The sequence below is a fragment of the Paenibacillus sp. J31P13 genome (assembly GCF_056269295.1).
The window spans coordinates 22,428-37,892 of record NZ_JBWDNR010000012.1 but is presented as its reverse complement, the minus strand read 5'-3'; the positions used below and the strand labels follow the sequence as shown (position 1 = coordinate 37,892).

Sequence of the window (15,465 nt, the reverse complement as noted above, 5' to 3'; positions counted from 1 at the left end):
ATGAGTGCTTTCAAAGCAAAGCGAAGAATGAAGGCTGCGACGATCCGTAAGCTGGAAGGCTCATTGTTTATTGCCCCTTGGGCTCTTGGTCTTCTGATATTTATCATGCTGCCGCTGGCTTATTCCTTATATATGAGCTTTCACAATGTGAAGATAAAGGCGACGGGCGTCGAGGCAACCTTCGTGGGTCTTCAATATTACAAGTTTATTTTATTTGAAAATGCAGACCTGCTCTACAATCAGCTCATTCCATTTCTGCGGCAGGCGCTGCTGATGATTCCAATCATCATTGTCTTTTCATTGCTTATTGCTATTATTCTGAACCAGAAATTTTTCGGACGTACGCTTTTTAGAGCGATCTTCTTCTTGCCTGTAATCTTCTCTACAGGAAAGGTCATTAACGAATTTATAACTGGCGGTAAAGGAAATCTTGACTTTCTGGAGCAATATGATATCGGCAGCCTGATCGGACAATATTTGCCGAAATCATGGGGAGGGCCGTTAGAGAGTGTTTTGGGTTCCTTTGTTCTTATACTCTGGTACTCAGGTGTTCAGATCTTACTCTTTCTTGCCGGAAGGCAGACGATATCCGCATCCGTCTATGAGGCTGCACGGATTGACGGCGCTACACCTTGGGAAACCTTTTGGAAAATCACATTGCCTGCCATGCTGCCATTTATTTTGCTGAATGTAATCTACACGACCGTGGATCTGTTCACGTTCCCGACGAATCCGATTTTAAGTCAGGTCAATACGACCAATTATGGGCAATCAAGCGCACTTGCCTGGATTTATTTCGGGATCATCTTCTTGTTCTTAGGCATCATATTTGCTTTATTTGCTTGGGTTAGCCGGACATCGAAGATTGAAAAATACTAGGAAAGGAAGGTGAGGGAATGTACAAACGGCTGTTTGCCTTTCGCAGTAAGATTACACCGAGGAAAGTGAAAAACATTGTATTAGGCAAAGAAATGGATAAGGGCTTGATATTCAAGCTATTCATTTACTTAATTCTCATCGATACGGCGTACATCTACTTGAAGCCAATCCTGTATATGATTTCGACGATGGTCAAGGATGTAGGCGATTTGCTCGATCCGGCAGTTGTCTGGATTCCGCAGCAAATTTATACAGGCGTATTGCAGAAGGCATGGGATATTCTGAACTACCCTAGCGCATTGACCATTTCCATTGGTTTATCCTTGACGGTCGCTTTGCTGCAAACCTTCTTTTGCGCCATTGCGGGCTATGCGTTCGCTAAGCTTGAATTTCCTTTTAAGAGAACATTATTCGTTTGCTTGCTGCTTTCTTTTGTCGTTCCACCTCAGGTCACGATTCTTCCGAATCTGATTGCAGCGAGCCAGCTGGGCCTGATGAAAACGTACATCCCTATTATTTTACCGGCGATATTTGGTCATGGCTTGAAGGGTGCTCTGTTTGTCATCATCTACAGACAGTTCTTCTCCACGCAGCCGAAGGAGCTTGAAGAAGCGGCAAGAATGGACGGTGCTGGCGTATTCCGTATCTTCCTTCGCGTCATGCTGCCGCTGGCTAAGCCAGCAATCCTTGTCGTATTCTTGTTCTCTTTTGTTTGGACTTGGAATGACTACTATTTACCTTCCATGTATCTATTCGGTTCAGAGCATGTACCTTTATCAATGGGTATGGGGCAGCTAGCGGCTGCACTTGATGCACAGGCGAAGCTTTCAGGGCCGTCTATATTCGATGAGCCGATGAAGATGGCGACTTCCTTTCTTATTATATTACCGCCTCTCCTGCTCTATTTATTCGCACAACGTTGGTTCATTGAGAGTGTTGAGCGTACAGGTCTGGTTGAGTAATCTGGCGTTTACTTATTTTAGGAGGTGGTGCGTTCGTTCGTCGCTTTGAATACACCAGGATGCACATACGATTAAGAAACTTTAGGCGGGGATTCTGCAAGGCCATTCGTATTATGGGAGGGTATTTTCAATGTCTAAAAAAATGCTTAGCAAACTCATCGTTTTTACAATGGTAATCGTACTTCTTGCTGCTTGCAGCAACAATGGGGGGAATTCAAAGCCGAGCAACAGCCCAAGTACGCCTCCAACTACGGAGCAGACTGATGCTCCAGCAACAGAAGAACCGGAGAACACGGATCCTTTGAAGCTCACGTTCTATACAGATGAAGCGGGTATTACCCAAGAGAACTTTGATGCGTGGATCGGTAATTCGTTGAAAGCCAAATATCCGAACTCAGAATTTAAATATATTCCGATGAGTCCGGAAACAACGCTTGAAACACTTATTGCCAGCGGTGAGAAATTCGATGTTTTCTTCAGCTCAAAGAGCAATGTGCTTGAACAATACGGACTTGAATATGATATGGGTCCGATGATCGAAGAAGAAAATATCGATTTGAACCGTTTTGAAAGCAGCTTGATTACAGGCATCAAGTCTTCCAATGCTTCAGGAGCTATTCACTCCTTGCCGCTGTGGACGGATTCATTAATCCTTTATTACAACAAAGAAATTTTTGATAAATTCGGAGAAGCTTACCCAGAGAACGGTATGACTTGGACAGAAATTATTGAAAAATCGAAAAAGCTTAACCGTGTTGACGGAGAGAAGAAAATTGTAGGCTTGTCATTTATACCGACTCATTTGGCTATGTACAATCAATACTCTATTCCTGTTCTAGACGCTGATACAGGCAAACCGACAATCAACACAGATCCGCGTTGGAAAAATGTCTACCAATTGTTCCAAGATGCAACAGACAATCAAGTCTTCCAAGATGTACTGACAGCTACAGGAGCTTTGCCGTATACACCGGTATTCTTAGATGGTGGAATTGCAATGTTGGTTGGTAATTCTAATATTTCATACATTTATCCAGAAGAGCGTCTAAGTGCAATTGACTGGGATATGGTATCTCTGCCTACCTTTGAAGATATGCCGAATATTGGTTCCCAGCCGACCCCTTACTATGTAAGCATTGCAAACACTTCAACAGATAAAGAAGCGGCTATGCGTGCGATTAAGTTTTTGACATCTGATGATTACCAACTGCAGCAAGCTCGTGAGCTTGGACGAATCCCTGTACTAGATAATGCGGACATTAAGAGTCAAATTGGTCAAGATTTCTACCTGAAGGACAAAAACTTCAGCGCGTTTACCTTCAACCAAATTGCACCTCCAGCTTACCAATCACCATTTAACGGTATCGTAAGACCAATCTATGGCGGACTAGGTATTGATCTGGCGAAAAAACTTGTAGACATGAATACGGCTTTTGCTTCCATTGAAGAGCAGTCGATTAAAGCGATTGAAGCAGCAGGAACGGCAAAATAAGCCGCTTTCTTCTGCCTATTGATAGGCAAGGTTGATGTATCATTTTCCGAAAAGGTTTCAATCGTACATTAACAATAATGAATGAAGTATAGCGTACAGTCGAGAGAAGCATGCCGATCAGCATATGCTGATCGGCTCTTTTTCTAAATGGTTACGACTATCTATTCCGCTATTTCTAGTTAAAATTGCAACGTGAAGTGGTATTTTACATGGATGGGACGAGGATTTTCTCATTTTAAGGTTGACGTTCGAATTAAAGGAAGTATATAATTTATACATCAATGATACATCAGCAAAAGATTATAGTGGGTTTGAAACGCCAATATAAATTAGAGATAAATCAGGAGGTTCCTATGCGAGTCTTGATGAGCAGTAATGGTTCCGCAGTCATTGTTGATATGCCGGAGCCTGAAGTGAAAGATCACTATGTCAAAGTCAAGGTTACCCATTCTGCAGTTAGTATTGGTACAGAGCTATTAATGATAAGAACGAATCCAAAAGCTTCGCTTGGTTATAGTGCAGCAGGTATCGTGCTAGAGGTAGGAGAAGGCGTCACTCATGTGAAGCCGGGAGACCGAGTCGCTTGTTACGGAACGCCAGCTCATAGAGATATTATGATTTCGCCTAAGTATTTAACCGCACCTATTCCAGACGGTGTCTCTAGTCAGGAGGCTGCTTTCTCAGGTATAGGAGCAATTGCTATTCATGCCCTGCGTCAAGCTGAGCTTACTTTTGGCGAATCCGTCATTATAGTAGGAGTTGGTATTCTAGGACAGATTATTGCCGACATCGCGCATGCATCCAATTTCCGGGTAATTGGATTTGAGCCGATGGAGTCGAGAAGAACTAAGCTGCTTGCAGCTGGAATAAGCTACGCTTGCGCGAATGAAGAAGAGTTGAAGAATGCGATTACGAATGTAACAACAGATGGTAAGGGTGCAGACGCGGTACTGATTTGCGCGAGTACACGCAAGGATAATCTAATCGATACTGCGCTTCCTTGGCTGCGGGATCGTGGCAAAGTAGTCATCGTAGGAGATACTGGCGGGGAATTCAACCGTGACTTGCTATTTGGCAAAGAGGCCAGCATTACGATCTCTCGCGCAGGTGGCCCAGGCCGATATGACGCGGACTATGAACAGCGAGGCTTCGATTATCCAATCGGCTATGTTCGGTGGACAGAGGGTCGCAATGTACAGGACTTCTTGAGAATGCTTCAAGAGAAGCGAATAGATTTGAAATCACTTATTACGGACGAGGTTGCTTTTCAAGATTTGCCTAGTCTATACGGTCGCTATGAGCGTGAACCGAGCAAGATGCTTGGCGTTGTTGTTTCTTTTGAATAGTACAGCAAAATAACGCAGAAATACGAGAAGCGACTAAACAGGAGGTTAAGGAATTGAGAAGTACCCACAGTGTTCCTAATGTAGAAGCGCTATGTTCCATTCCTCCTGAGCAAAGGCTGCCAGGGCTGCATGTGTATGTCGAGGGGTATTATGAAACCGGAGATCCAGGAGGCAAGCTTGTTCGCTGGGAAGAGAGCTGTCAAGCGGAGGATAACGGAGGAACGGTCCATAGACCGAAGGATGGCGGCGCGGGAAGGTGGCTGCTCGTTCATAACGGGGTTGGCCATTATCGTTATTTTGGCATATTCGGCAGTGACCGCATGGCAGATGATGCTATTGATGCGATGGTAAACGATGAATCATTCTACCGCATTGAAGCAGACTCGAACCTGCACTTTATTCGCAGGCATCAATACAACAGAAGCCACATTGAGCTCGACTTCAACCATTTCACTGTCTGTACCGATGGTATAGAACGTTCGGAAGAACAGGATCCATTTCATGCTTTATTTCTATTTAGGGGCATGATGGCTGGTGATGAGCAAACACTCCTTTTGACTGAGGAGCTCCTTGAGATGGATGAGAGATTCGAGGTAGCTGATTCATCCGCCTTCCAAATTGGGGAGTGGTGGATTGCGCAATCTGATAATCTTGCAGGGAGTTGTGAAAGAGAACTTGATAAGCTAATCCAAGTGACGGAAATTATCGATGACAGGCATGTCCGATTTAATTATAAAAACGGTTGGTCATTGGAACCGGGAAGACAGGTTACGTACCGCAAGGTAAATCCTGTTGTTAACGCTTCCGTGCGAAATATGAAGTTTTACGGTGCAGGAACGACGCTAGAGACTGGATCACAACCGCTCGCTTATGAGTTTGGAGTAGAGTGCGATGCTTCTGGCATTGATGCTTACGGTACTTTTTGGCCAGTCATCATGCGTAGGTACTGTACCTTTTATGTCACAGAAAAATGCAGACTAACGAATCCGGTTGAGGTTCTCATTGGCGGAACGGGTTACTTGACACAGCAAATCTACTGTTTGTATGGACATGTAAGAGATTGCTTGACGAGCAACGGCAGACATCTAAATGATTTCACGGGCTCGGCTTATAGCTTCGTTGAGAACTGTCACGCTGATGGTGACGATCTAGGCGCCTACGTTACGCATGGTCAATATGAGCATGATCTTACTTATGTAGGTAATTCCGGTCTCATGTCCTTCGCTAACAGCGGACCCACTTGGGGTGAGAGCGCGAAGCGAATAACGGTGAAGAAGCATGTAGGCTCGTGGTTTATTGCTCATCGGAAGGTGACGGATTTGACGCTTGAGGATGTGCATGTGTTCTATCGGCCTGGTGTTGAAAATTCGTATAATACAGGTGCGATTTGGCTAAATGCTGATGGTGTGCAGATGAAAAACTGTACGGCGGATGCCATGGTCAAATTTGTTCAAGTCTCCTCACGTTCAAAGCGACCTAATGTAATCGAGAATTGCTCCTTTAAAGTGATGCCGGAACGCAAGCTGTCGCATGAGAAGGTTAGCTCGAAACTGACATTCAAAGACTGCCGCTTCGAGGGTCTGGACGGCAACCGTTTCGCAGGCAGGGGCGGCATTCATTTTCAAAATTGCATTTTGGTCGGCATTAGCGCCGATTCGAAGCCGCTGCGTACGTCGGGGTCCTCTTTTACCTTTAGGGGCGGATCAATGGATAATACCGGAATGGTATTAGAAGGAACAGGTAACAAGCGCATAGACATTGGAAGCGGAGCAATTATTGCCGGCACAAATGCGGAGAAGGCTTTTTTCAAAAGAGAAAGCGGGAACGAAGGCGCTGCCGACTGGCGCTTCTCCGATTTTACGAGTCGAGCAGTGGGAGAAGATATGTCTCATTATTCAATCGGGGGTGCAGGAAATACCTATATTGCGACTATCGCGACCTTTGAAGGCGGTCGTTTGGAGGTTGCTGAAGGTGCATTCCAAGGGGGTTATATGCTGCATACATCCAACGTGGAAGTGAAGGTAGACCGCAGTGCTCTGCCGATTGAAAGCGAGACAATTAGCTGCCGTCAAGGCAATATTATCATTGGAAGATAAGCGACTATTCAGGAGACTGAGTCAATACGGTACTGGAAGGAATCAGATCGACTGAAATGGACTTATAAACCTATCAATCTATTATAGTCAGTTCTTACTAAATCATAAACAATAAGATGGAGGAATATAAAATGACAGATCAACAGAGGGACAAGGAACTGTTTGACCTAATGAGTGAAAAACTCTATGCAGCGGTTATATCCGATACGTTGGATGAGCTTGGCTATCGCAATCAAGTGATGCGTGAAAATATTAATCCGATCGACCCGAATTGGATCGTAGCCGGCCGCGCGAAAACAGTGTTATCTGTAGATGTTCACTATGTTCCAGAAGATCCTTATGCCAAGGAAATAGAAGCTGTTGATAGTGTGCAAGAGAATGAAGTCGTGATCGGCTGTACGAATGAATCGAAGCAAAACGGTTTATGGGGCGAATTGCTCTCGACAGCATCTAAAGTGCGCGGAGCACGCGGAGCTATTGTTGACGGTCTAATTCGCGATACTGCAAAAATATTAGAGCTTGGCTTCCCCGTTTTTGCAACAGGAACGAAGCCAGTAGACTCACAGGGGCGGGGTCTAGTAATCGATTACGATATTCCGGTTCTATGCGGCGGCGTTATGGTTTACCCAGGTGATGTTGTGTTCGGTGATCGTGATGGTGTCGTCATTATTCCGAAAGCAATTGTGGATGAGGTAATCAAGCGTGCGCTAGACAAGGCTACTCGTGAGAATCATACGCGTGATGAACTGCTTCAGGGCCGTACGCTTCGCGAGGTTTACGATAAATACGGCGTGCTTTAGGCACGCCAATCGGAGGCGATGGTTATGAGATTGCAGGGCAAGAGAGCACTTGTTACCGGCGCAGCTAGAGGCATCGGCCTAGGTATTGCCAAACGCTTTCTAGAAGAAGGCTGTCAGGTCGTGCTGCTTGACCGCAGCCGCGAGGAGCTGGAGGCTGCTTGTTCAACGCTTGGAACTTACGGTAATCAAGTGGCAATGGAAGTTTGTGATCTTCGCGATTCCAAATTGCTGGAAGAAGCGGCAGGCCGTGCATTCAGTTGCTTCGGCGGCATTGATATCGTCGCTAACAATGCGGGCATTGCTTTTCGTGAGCCATTTCTGAATATTTCACTTGAACATTGGGATGCGGTGCTAGAAATTAATGTCCGTGCCGTATTTCAGCTTAGCCAGCTTGCGGCCAAAAAGATGATTGCGCAAGGAACAGGCGGGGTAATCGTCAATATGAGCTCGAAGAACGGCATCTCGGCAAGTAGTGAGCTTGCTCATTACAATGCCTCGAAAGCAGCCGTTATTCTGCTGAGTGAATCGATAGCCGTCGAGCTTGCCCCCCACGGTATTCGTGTTAATGTGGTAGCTCCCGGCTTCGTCGATACGCCGCTTGATCGAAAGCTTAGGGAGGAATCGAATTTGCCCGCGTTTTCTGAGCATACGCCTATGAAACGTGCGGCGACGATCGAGGAAGTGGCGAATGCTTTTCTATTTCTGGCATCGGATGAGGCTTCCTATATAACGGGAACCACATTAAAGGTAGACGGTGGACATTTGGCTAACGGAAGCGAGCTTTAGGCGGATTTAGGCTAATATCCTCGGAGGTGAACATTGCAAATGAAGGTTGAATTGATAGTGGATGCGAAGGCGGCGCTAGGTGAAGGACCGCATTGGGATGGTCAATCGGGGCTGCTTTATTGGGTTGATATTTCTGGCAGTGCTCTTCATTGTTATAATCGCTCGCTGTCGAAGGATGAAAGATATGAGTTCGACCAAATGGTCAGCGCGGTCGTACCAGCCAAGGACGGAAGCTTAATACTGACGATGGAGGACGGGATTTATCGCTATGAGATGGGTGAAGGTTTGCTGCAGCAGCTTGCTTCCATTGAGCCTGAGCTGACTCGCAACCGGCTCAATGACGCCAAATGCGATTCGTACGGCAGGTTATGGGCAGGAACGATGAGCATGGACGGACAGCCAGAAGCGGGCGGCCTGTACGTGCTTTCTTCAGAGGGTGACGTCATTCAAAAGGCGCTTGGCGGCATAGGCTGCTCGAACGGCTTGGCTTGGGATGAGAAACGGGGCTGTATGTACTATATTGATACGCCGACAAGAAGAGTAGATTGCTTCGACTATTCGGCTAAGACTGGTCAAATTAGTAACAGAAGAACGGTTATTTCGTTCACGAAGGACGCGGGCTATCCTGATGGGATGACGATTGATCAGGAAGGAATGCTGTGGATTGCCCATTGGGGCGGCGGATGCATCACTCGCTGGAATCCTGCAACGGGTCTGCAATTGGATGAGATTGATATTCCGGCTTCACTGGTGACTTCCTGTACGTTCGGAGGTCCTGCTTTAGATGAATTATACGTGACGACGGCTAGAGTGGGGATGAGCGCGGATGCGCTAGAACAATATCCATCTGCTGGCGGACTTTTTAGGATAAAGCCAGGTGTGAGGGGTCTTCCAGCCAATACCTTTGGGAGGGAATAAAGGATGGGAAGAGGTGATTGCAAGATGCGACTTCAGAATAAGGTTGTCATTATTACTGGTGCAGGCTCAGGTATCGGAAGAAGCTCAGCCCTGCTGTTCGCTGCGGAAGGTGCTTATGTCGTCGTGGCAGATCGCGATGAGGCTAGTGGTCAGGAGACTGTTAATCTCATTGTTGAAGCCGGCGGAGACGGAGTGTTTGTCCAATGCGATATTACGGTGCAGGCTGAAGCTGAGAAGATGGCAGCTCTAGCGGCAGAGAAGCATGGGCGTATCGATGTGCTTTTTAACAATGCTGGAATTAGCGGAGTAGGCGCGCTGCATGAGGTAGAAGCCGATGCGTGGGACCGTGTGATGCGCGTCAATGTTGGCGGCGTATATATGGCTTGCAAAGCGATTCTCCCTTATATGATGGAGCAAAAATCAGGATCGATCATTAATATGTCCTCTAGTATAGCGGAGATTGGCGTTAAGCAGCGGGCTTCTTATACCGCATCGAAGGGCGCGGTGCTTGCACTTACGAAGGCTATGCAGGTAGACTACGCGCCGTATGACATACGAGTCAATGCCTTGCTGCCCGGTACGATTATGACACCATTCGTCGAGGGCTATCTGAAGCAGTCGCCTAACCCAGAGGAAGCAATCGCTTCCATCAAAAGACGTCAGCTCAGCGGTGAGCTGGGTCGTCCAGAGGATGTAGCCAAAGCTGCGCTGTTTCTCGCTTCGGACGATTCAAGCTTCGTGCTGGGATCACCGCTCTATGTAGACGGCGGACTTGTATTCGGCAAAAATGCTTAATGACTTAGCGTTTATATAGATAGGATTAAAGAAATAGATGGACGGGATCGAATTCGAGCAAGAAAGCTTTACAGCCCGTTTGTGGAGACGGAATCTATGCAGAAAAATAAGCTTGAGGAGGATTAAGCAATGAAACTGATTACGTTTTCGGAAAAGGGTTCTTATCGATTGGGTGTAGCAACAGCGCGCGGCATTATCGACGTTGAGGCGGCTGCGAAAGGAATCACAGAGGGAGCTGAGACCCCTCTTACCGTACGTACTGTGCTTGATGGTGGAGAGCCGGCATTATCGGCTTTGCAGGCATTCATTGAGAAGCTTCTGATGCTGGAGGATGAGAGCTTAAGTGCTTACATCAAGAACGAGGAAGAGCTGTCTTACGGCCCTTGTGTGATTGATCCTGGTAAAATCATTTGCATTGGCCTGAATTATCGAAGACATGCGGAAGAAACAAATATGCCGATTCCTACTTACCCGATATTATTCAATAAGTTCAACAATACGTTGAATGGACACAGACATGACGTGCCGCTGCCGCGCAGCTCGCAGAAGGTCGATTACGAAGCGGAGCTCGGTATCGTCATTGGCAAGACGGCGAAATATGTAAGCAAAGAAGATGCATTGGATTATGTATTTGGCTATTGTACGGCAAATGACTTGTCGGCACGAGACTTGCAAATGCGTACCAGTCAATGGCTTGCCGGCAAATCCTGTGATAAGTTTTCACCAATCGGACCTTATCTTGTTTCCAGCGATGAAGTAGGCAATCCCAATGATTTGAATATTAACTGTTCTGTTAATGGTGAGATACGTCAAAATTCGAATACTTCGGACATGATCTTTGACTGTGCGGAAATTGTCAGCTATGTATCAGAGTGCATGACACTATCACCTGGCGATATTATTTTGACAGGAACGCCTGAAGGTGTTGTGCTAGGTTATCCGCCTGAGAAGCAAATTTATTTGAAAGCAGGAGATATTGTAACCGTTTCTATTGAGAAGCTCGGCTCTATAACGAATCAGATGGTAAGCGAATAGGAGGAACGACGATGATCTTTGACAGCCATACGCATTTATTCGGGCCTGGCATGGTTAAGGGTCCTACGCAAGCTGCGATTACTCGGGCTTGGGGTCCTGATATGAAGATTTCAGCAACACCTGATCAGCATAGAGAAAATCTGAAGGAGTTTTCCGGCTCGATTGTACTCGCTATGGCCGCGCATGCAACGGGTCTCGTCGTTCCGAATGAGTACGTGGCGGAATATTGCGCAACTGATCCTGATCGATTATTTGGCTTCGCGAGCGTAGATCCTAATGATTTGAATTGCGTTACGGAATTCGAAACGGCAATCCGAGAATGGAAGCTGAAAGGACTTAAGCTTGGACCTATCTATCAAAACTTTTACCCGGATGCGAAGGAACATTTTGCACTTTATGCGAAGGCAGACGAGCAGGATGTTCCGATTCTGTGGCATCAGGGCACCTCATTTGTGCCTGAAGGTTATCTAGATGCTTCGAGGCCCGCTCTATTAGATCCTATAGCGCGGGCTTTTCCGAACTTGAAAATGATCGTAGCGCATATGGGGCATCCATGGGTTGATGAGTGCATATCTCTCGTTCGCAAGCATCCCAATATGTATATGGATTTATCGGCACTGGGAAGCCGTCCTTGGCAATTTTATAATGCTATGGTGTCGGCAATCGAATATGGGGTACAAGACAAAATATTATTTGGCTCCGACTATCCCTTTTTCACGACCCAGCAAACACTGGATTCTTTCCGTCGCATCAATGATTTGACAGAGGGAACGAAGCTGCCGCGAGTATCTGAGGAAATAATAGAAGCTATCATTCATCGGGATACCCCTAGTTTATTAGGCTTTAAATAATAGAAACGAACATCTATGAGGGAGTGTTTCTGATGAGTAAGGATAATAGGGATAACGGATCTGAGGCTCCGGCTGCTGGCAAGCTAAAGAGCGAGGCTTATTTTCAGGAGAAGGATTTATGGGGATTTATTCATCGTTCATTTACGAAATCGATGGGCTATACGGAAGAGGATCTGCGCAAGCCGGTTATCGGAATCTGCAACACCTTTAGTGAACTGAATAAATGCCACTCTCATTTTAATGAGCTGGTCGATTATGTCAAACGTGGCGTCTGGCAAGCAGGCGGCGTTCCTATGGAGTTTCCGACTATCTCTATCGGCGAGCCTTATGTGAAGCCAACGACGATGCTGCTTCGCAATTTGATGGCGATGGATACTGAGGAAATGATGAAGGCACATCCTATAGATGGTGTAGTACTGCTCGGCGGCTGTGATAAAACGGTACCTGCTCAATTAATGGCAGCAGCGAGCGCCAACATTCCAGCCATCGTGCTGACTGGCGGTCCGATGCTGAATGGCCGTCTTGGAGGCAGAAGCCTTGGTGCGTGTACAGACTGCTACGGCTTCACACTAGAGCATAAAGCGGGCAACATTACAGATGAAGAGCTTTCCGTAGCCGAGGATGCGATTTGCCGCAGTGACGGACACTGTATGGTTATGGGAACAGCGAGCACGATGGCTTCGATAGCGGAAGCAATTGGCATGGCACTCCCGGGCTGCGCAGCAATTCCGGCACCAGACAGTCGCCGCCGCCACATGTGTGAGCGTACAGGCAAACAGATCGTTGAGCTTGTACGCCGAGATATTCGTCCGCGTGATATTATGACGGTAGAAGCGATTGAGAATGCGATCCGCGTAACGATGGCAAGCGGAGGGTCTACGAATGCGATCATTCATTTGGTTGCGATTGCTGGACGTCTAGGCATGAAGCTTCCGCTAGAGAAGTTCGATTCTATTAGTTCGGAGACGCCATTTATATTGAATCTTCGTCCTTCTGGTAAATATCAAATGGAAGAGTACTTCGAGGCAGGCGGCGTTCCTGCATTAATGAAGGAATTGGAGCCGCTGCTGCATGGTGATTGCTTGACAGTGACTGGACGTACGGTGAAGGAAAACTTGGCTGATGCGAAGACACTGATTCGAGATGTTATTCGCACAATGGATGAGCCGCTCGACAGTCAAGGCGGCATCGCTGTTCTGCGCGGCAATCTTGCACCTAATGGGGCTCTTATCAAACAAACTGCGGTTTCTGCCCATTTGAAGAAGCATAGAGGACGCGCGGTTGTGTTTGAAAGCCCGGCTGATCTCGCCGCTCGCATTGATGATCCCGAGCTTGATGTGGATGAAAACAGTGTGCTCGTGCTCAAAAATGCGGGTCCAAAGGGTGCACCGGCGATGCCGGAAATTGGTCAAATTCCGATACCGCAAAAGCTTCTCGTGAAAGGTATTCGCGATATGGTTCGCATCTCTGATGCGAGAATAAGCGGAACCTCTTACGGAGCCTTGATCGTTCATGCTGCTCCTGAGGCTGCAGTGGGAGGCAATCTCGCGCTTGTCCGCAGTGGTGATGAGATTGAGCTGGACATTGCTTCTCGCCGCCTTGAGCTGATCGTCTCGGAAGAGGAGCTCGCTGAGCGCCGTAAATCATGGGTAGCGCCAAAGCCTCACTATGACAGAGGCTATGGACTATTGTTCCACGAGCATGTTCTGCAAGCAAACTTAGGCTGCGATTTTGATTTTCTGCTGCCTCCTGACCTGCGTAAAGAGCTTCTAAATCAGTAAGGCTTAGCTTTATGACCATAAGCCGGACGCCTCGGCGTTCGGTTTTTCTTATTTATAATGAAGGAGGTAAAAGTGGATGAGCGATATCCGTTCTATGAAGCGGGAAGAGTTGAAGGAAGCGTGTGTGCTTGCTGATCGTATTTTCCGTGTGGAGGGGCAGCCTTCGATGGGGGACAGCTTTCCATCGATTTTCTCAGGGAATTACGAAAGCTCAATTGGGTTATATGAGGATGAGAGGCTTTTGTCCTTCATGGGACTCGTACCAAGCATGATTGCAATTGGTAAAGCATCCGTTCCACTTTACTCACTAGGCTCCGTTTGTACAGACGCTGAAAGCAGGGGGAAAGGCCATGCCGGCATGCTGCTCCACAAGGCTTTTCAACATATCAAAGCTTCTGGAGGCTCACTTTTGTTCGTATCGGGAACAGGAAGCCTGTACACGCGAAATGGCTGCAAGCCGTTCGGCAACGGTCGCAGTTATCGGTTGACTCCATTGATAGCACAACAGAATAAGGTGGATTTATCGGATTTAACGAGTGGATTGAATTCATCGAATGTAGCGAATGCATCGAGTGGATTGAATGTATCGAATGTAGCGAATTTATCGGATCCGTCGAATCCATTGAATGTATCGAATTCATCGAGTGGATTGAATACATCTAATGTAGCGAATCCATTGAAAACATTGAAAACATTGAATTCATCAAACTTGCTAATGCGTGAAGCAAAAGAGAAGGACCGCCTGATGATTCAATTACTGTCCGAGCAAGCTGAAGTCCGCTATCAACGCAGCTTGTATGAGACTGCAGAACTGCTGCGAGTAGGGGCGTTAGCTGGTATTTATAAGCTGAAGCATAGCATGTATGTAGCTGAATCAAATGGTGAGGTCATCGCTTATGCAGTACTGGCACTGAAAGGTGAATTCGAAACGAATGCCGTACCTTTTGTGGTGGAATGGGGCGGTGATGCTTCAGCGGTGATGGCATTGTTGATGTCTATCGTACTCGATTTGGAGCTGCCGGAGCTGCAAATTTTTGTTCCACGGCATGAAGCTCGTTTGCTGCAAGAGCTCCAGCATGTGCCTCACGAGGATTTGAAGTATTCAGGAACCGTCAAAATTGTAGATCCAGCCTTGCTTTGGAAGCAGCTATCAGCTTATTTGTCTGAAAAGGATGAGATTGCTTTTGTACGGATGGGTCTACAAAACGTTACTGATGCGGAAGCTGTAGGTGGTGGGGCTGCTGTATTGTTGGTGGACGATAAACAAATCATGCTTGATCCTCAGCAGCTCGTTTCACTCTTATTCGACGTGGAACCAGAACTGCCAGTAGCTACAGCGCCGTATTCGGCTTTGCTGAGCAGCTTGTTCCCAGTACCGCTCCCCAACCCTTCTGGGTTGAACTTTGTATAGTTGCTTTGTTCCAAGTGATGCGCTGTGCTGGCGCCCCATTACTCAACGGAGCTCGAATTCGTAAATTTCGCAAATGATGCTCCGTTGATTCACTGTAACTCGCTCATTTACTAACTCATTTACTAACTCATTTATTTACTTGCTTACTTACTCGTTTACAAACACACTCATTTACTTGTTTAATTACTTCTTTAAATACTTGCTTGCTCACTCTCTTACTCATCTGGGTTGAATATAGTATGGATTATTCCGAGTGCTGCTTCCATATCGTAAAGGGATACTAACGGAATACTAAAGTAATCTTAACGGACTT

Annotated in this window: 13 protein-coding genes; all 13 read left to right on the top strand. The window is 46.7% G+C overall.

Annotated features, from left to right (window positions below; genetic code table 11):
- The 13 genes from AC0YOD_RS25530 to AC0YOD_RS25470 all read left to right on the top strand — a co-directional run bounded on the left by AC0YOD_RS25530 (position 1) and on the right by AC0YOD_RS25470 (position 15,152).
- Positions 1-879, top strand: coding sequence for a carbohydrate ABC transporter permease (locus AC0YOD_RS25530; RefSeq protein ID WP_475802163.1), 879 nt, complete (start codon positions 1-3; stop codon positions 877-879).
- Positions 880-896: 17 nt separating this feature from the next.
- A complete protein-coding gene (locus tag AC0YOD_RS25525) occupies positions 897-1,841 on the top strand; it encodes a carbohydrate ABC transporter permease (protein ID WP_475802162.1) in 945 nt (314 codons plus the stop codon).
- A gap of 130 nt (positions 1,842-1,971) precedes the next feature.
- Positions 1,972-3,333, top strand: coding sequence for an ABC transporter substrate-binding protein (locus tag AC0YOD_RS25520; protein ID WP_475802161.1), 1,362 nt, complete (start codon positions 1,972-1,974; stop codon positions 3,331-3,333).
- Between the two features lie 353 nt (positions 3,334-3,686).
- Positions 3,687-4,679, top strand: a complete 993-nt coding sequence (locus AC0YOD_RS25515) for a zinc-dependent alcohol dehydrogenase (RefSeq protein ID WP_475802160.1) — start codon at positions 3,687-3,689, stop codon at positions 4,677-4,679.
- Positions 4,680-4,732: 53 nt separating this feature from the next.
- Positions 4,733-6,775, top strand: a complete 2,043-nt coding sequence (locus AC0YOD_RS25510; RefSeq protein ID WP_475802159.1) for a hypothetical protein — start codon at positions 4,733-4,735, stop codon at positions 6,773-6,775.
- Between the two features lie 131 nt (positions 6,776-6,906).
- Entirely contained in the window at positions 6,907-7,575 is a 669-nt protein-coding gene (locus AC0YOD_RS25505) for an RraA family protein (protein WP_475802158.1), read from the top strand.
- A 24-nt stretch (positions 7,576-7,599) separates the two neighbouring features.
- On the top strand, positions 7,600-8,361 hold the full coding sequence (locus AC0YOD_RS25500; protein ID WP_475802157.1) for an SDR family NAD(P)-dependent oxidoreductase: 762 nt from the start codon (positions 7,600-7,602) through the stop codon (positions 8,359-8,361).
- A 39-nt stretch (positions 8,362-8,400) separates the two neighbouring features.
- Positions 8,401-9,279, top strand: a complete 879-nt coding sequence (locus AC0YOD_RS25495) for an SMP-30/gluconolactonase/LRE family protein (RefSeq protein ID WP_475802156.1) — start codon at positions 8,401-8,403, stop codon at positions 9,277-9,279.
- A 24-nt stretch (positions 9,280-9,303) separates the two neighbouring features.
- A complete protein-coding gene (locus tag AC0YOD_RS25490) occupies positions 9,304-10,074 on the top strand; it encodes an SDR family NAD(P)-dependent oxidoreductase (RefSeq protein ID WP_475802219.1) in 771 nt (256 codons plus the stop codon).
- A 129-nt stretch (positions 10,075-10,203) separates the two neighbouring features.
- Complete coding sequence (locus tag AC0YOD_RS25485) at positions 10,204-11,109, top strand: fumarylacetoacetate hydrolase family protein (RefSeq protein WP_475802155.1); 906 nt, start codon at positions 10,204-10,206, stop codon at positions 11,107-11,109.
- A gap of 11 nt (positions 11,110-11,120) precedes the next feature.
- Positions 11,121-11,960, top strand: coding sequence for an amidohydrolase family protein (locus AC0YOD_RS25480; protein WP_475802154.1), 840 nt, complete (start codon positions 11,121-11,123; stop codon positions 11,958-11,960).
- Between the two features lie 32 nt (positions 11,961-11,992).
- Complete coding sequence (locus AC0YOD_RS25475; RefSeq protein WP_475802153.1) at positions 11,993-13,741, top strand: IlvD/Edd family dehydratase; 1,749 nt, start codon at positions 11,993-11,995, stop codon at positions 13,739-13,741.
- Between the two features lie 76 nt (positions 13,742-13,817).
- Positions 13,818-15,152 (top strand): GNAT family N-acetyltransferase, encoded by a 1,335-nt coding sequence (locus tag AC0YOD_RS25470; protein ID WP_475802152.1) that lies wholly within the window; start codon positions 13,818-13,820, stop codon positions 15,150-15,152.
- Positions 15,153-15,465: the final 313 nt, after the last annotated feature.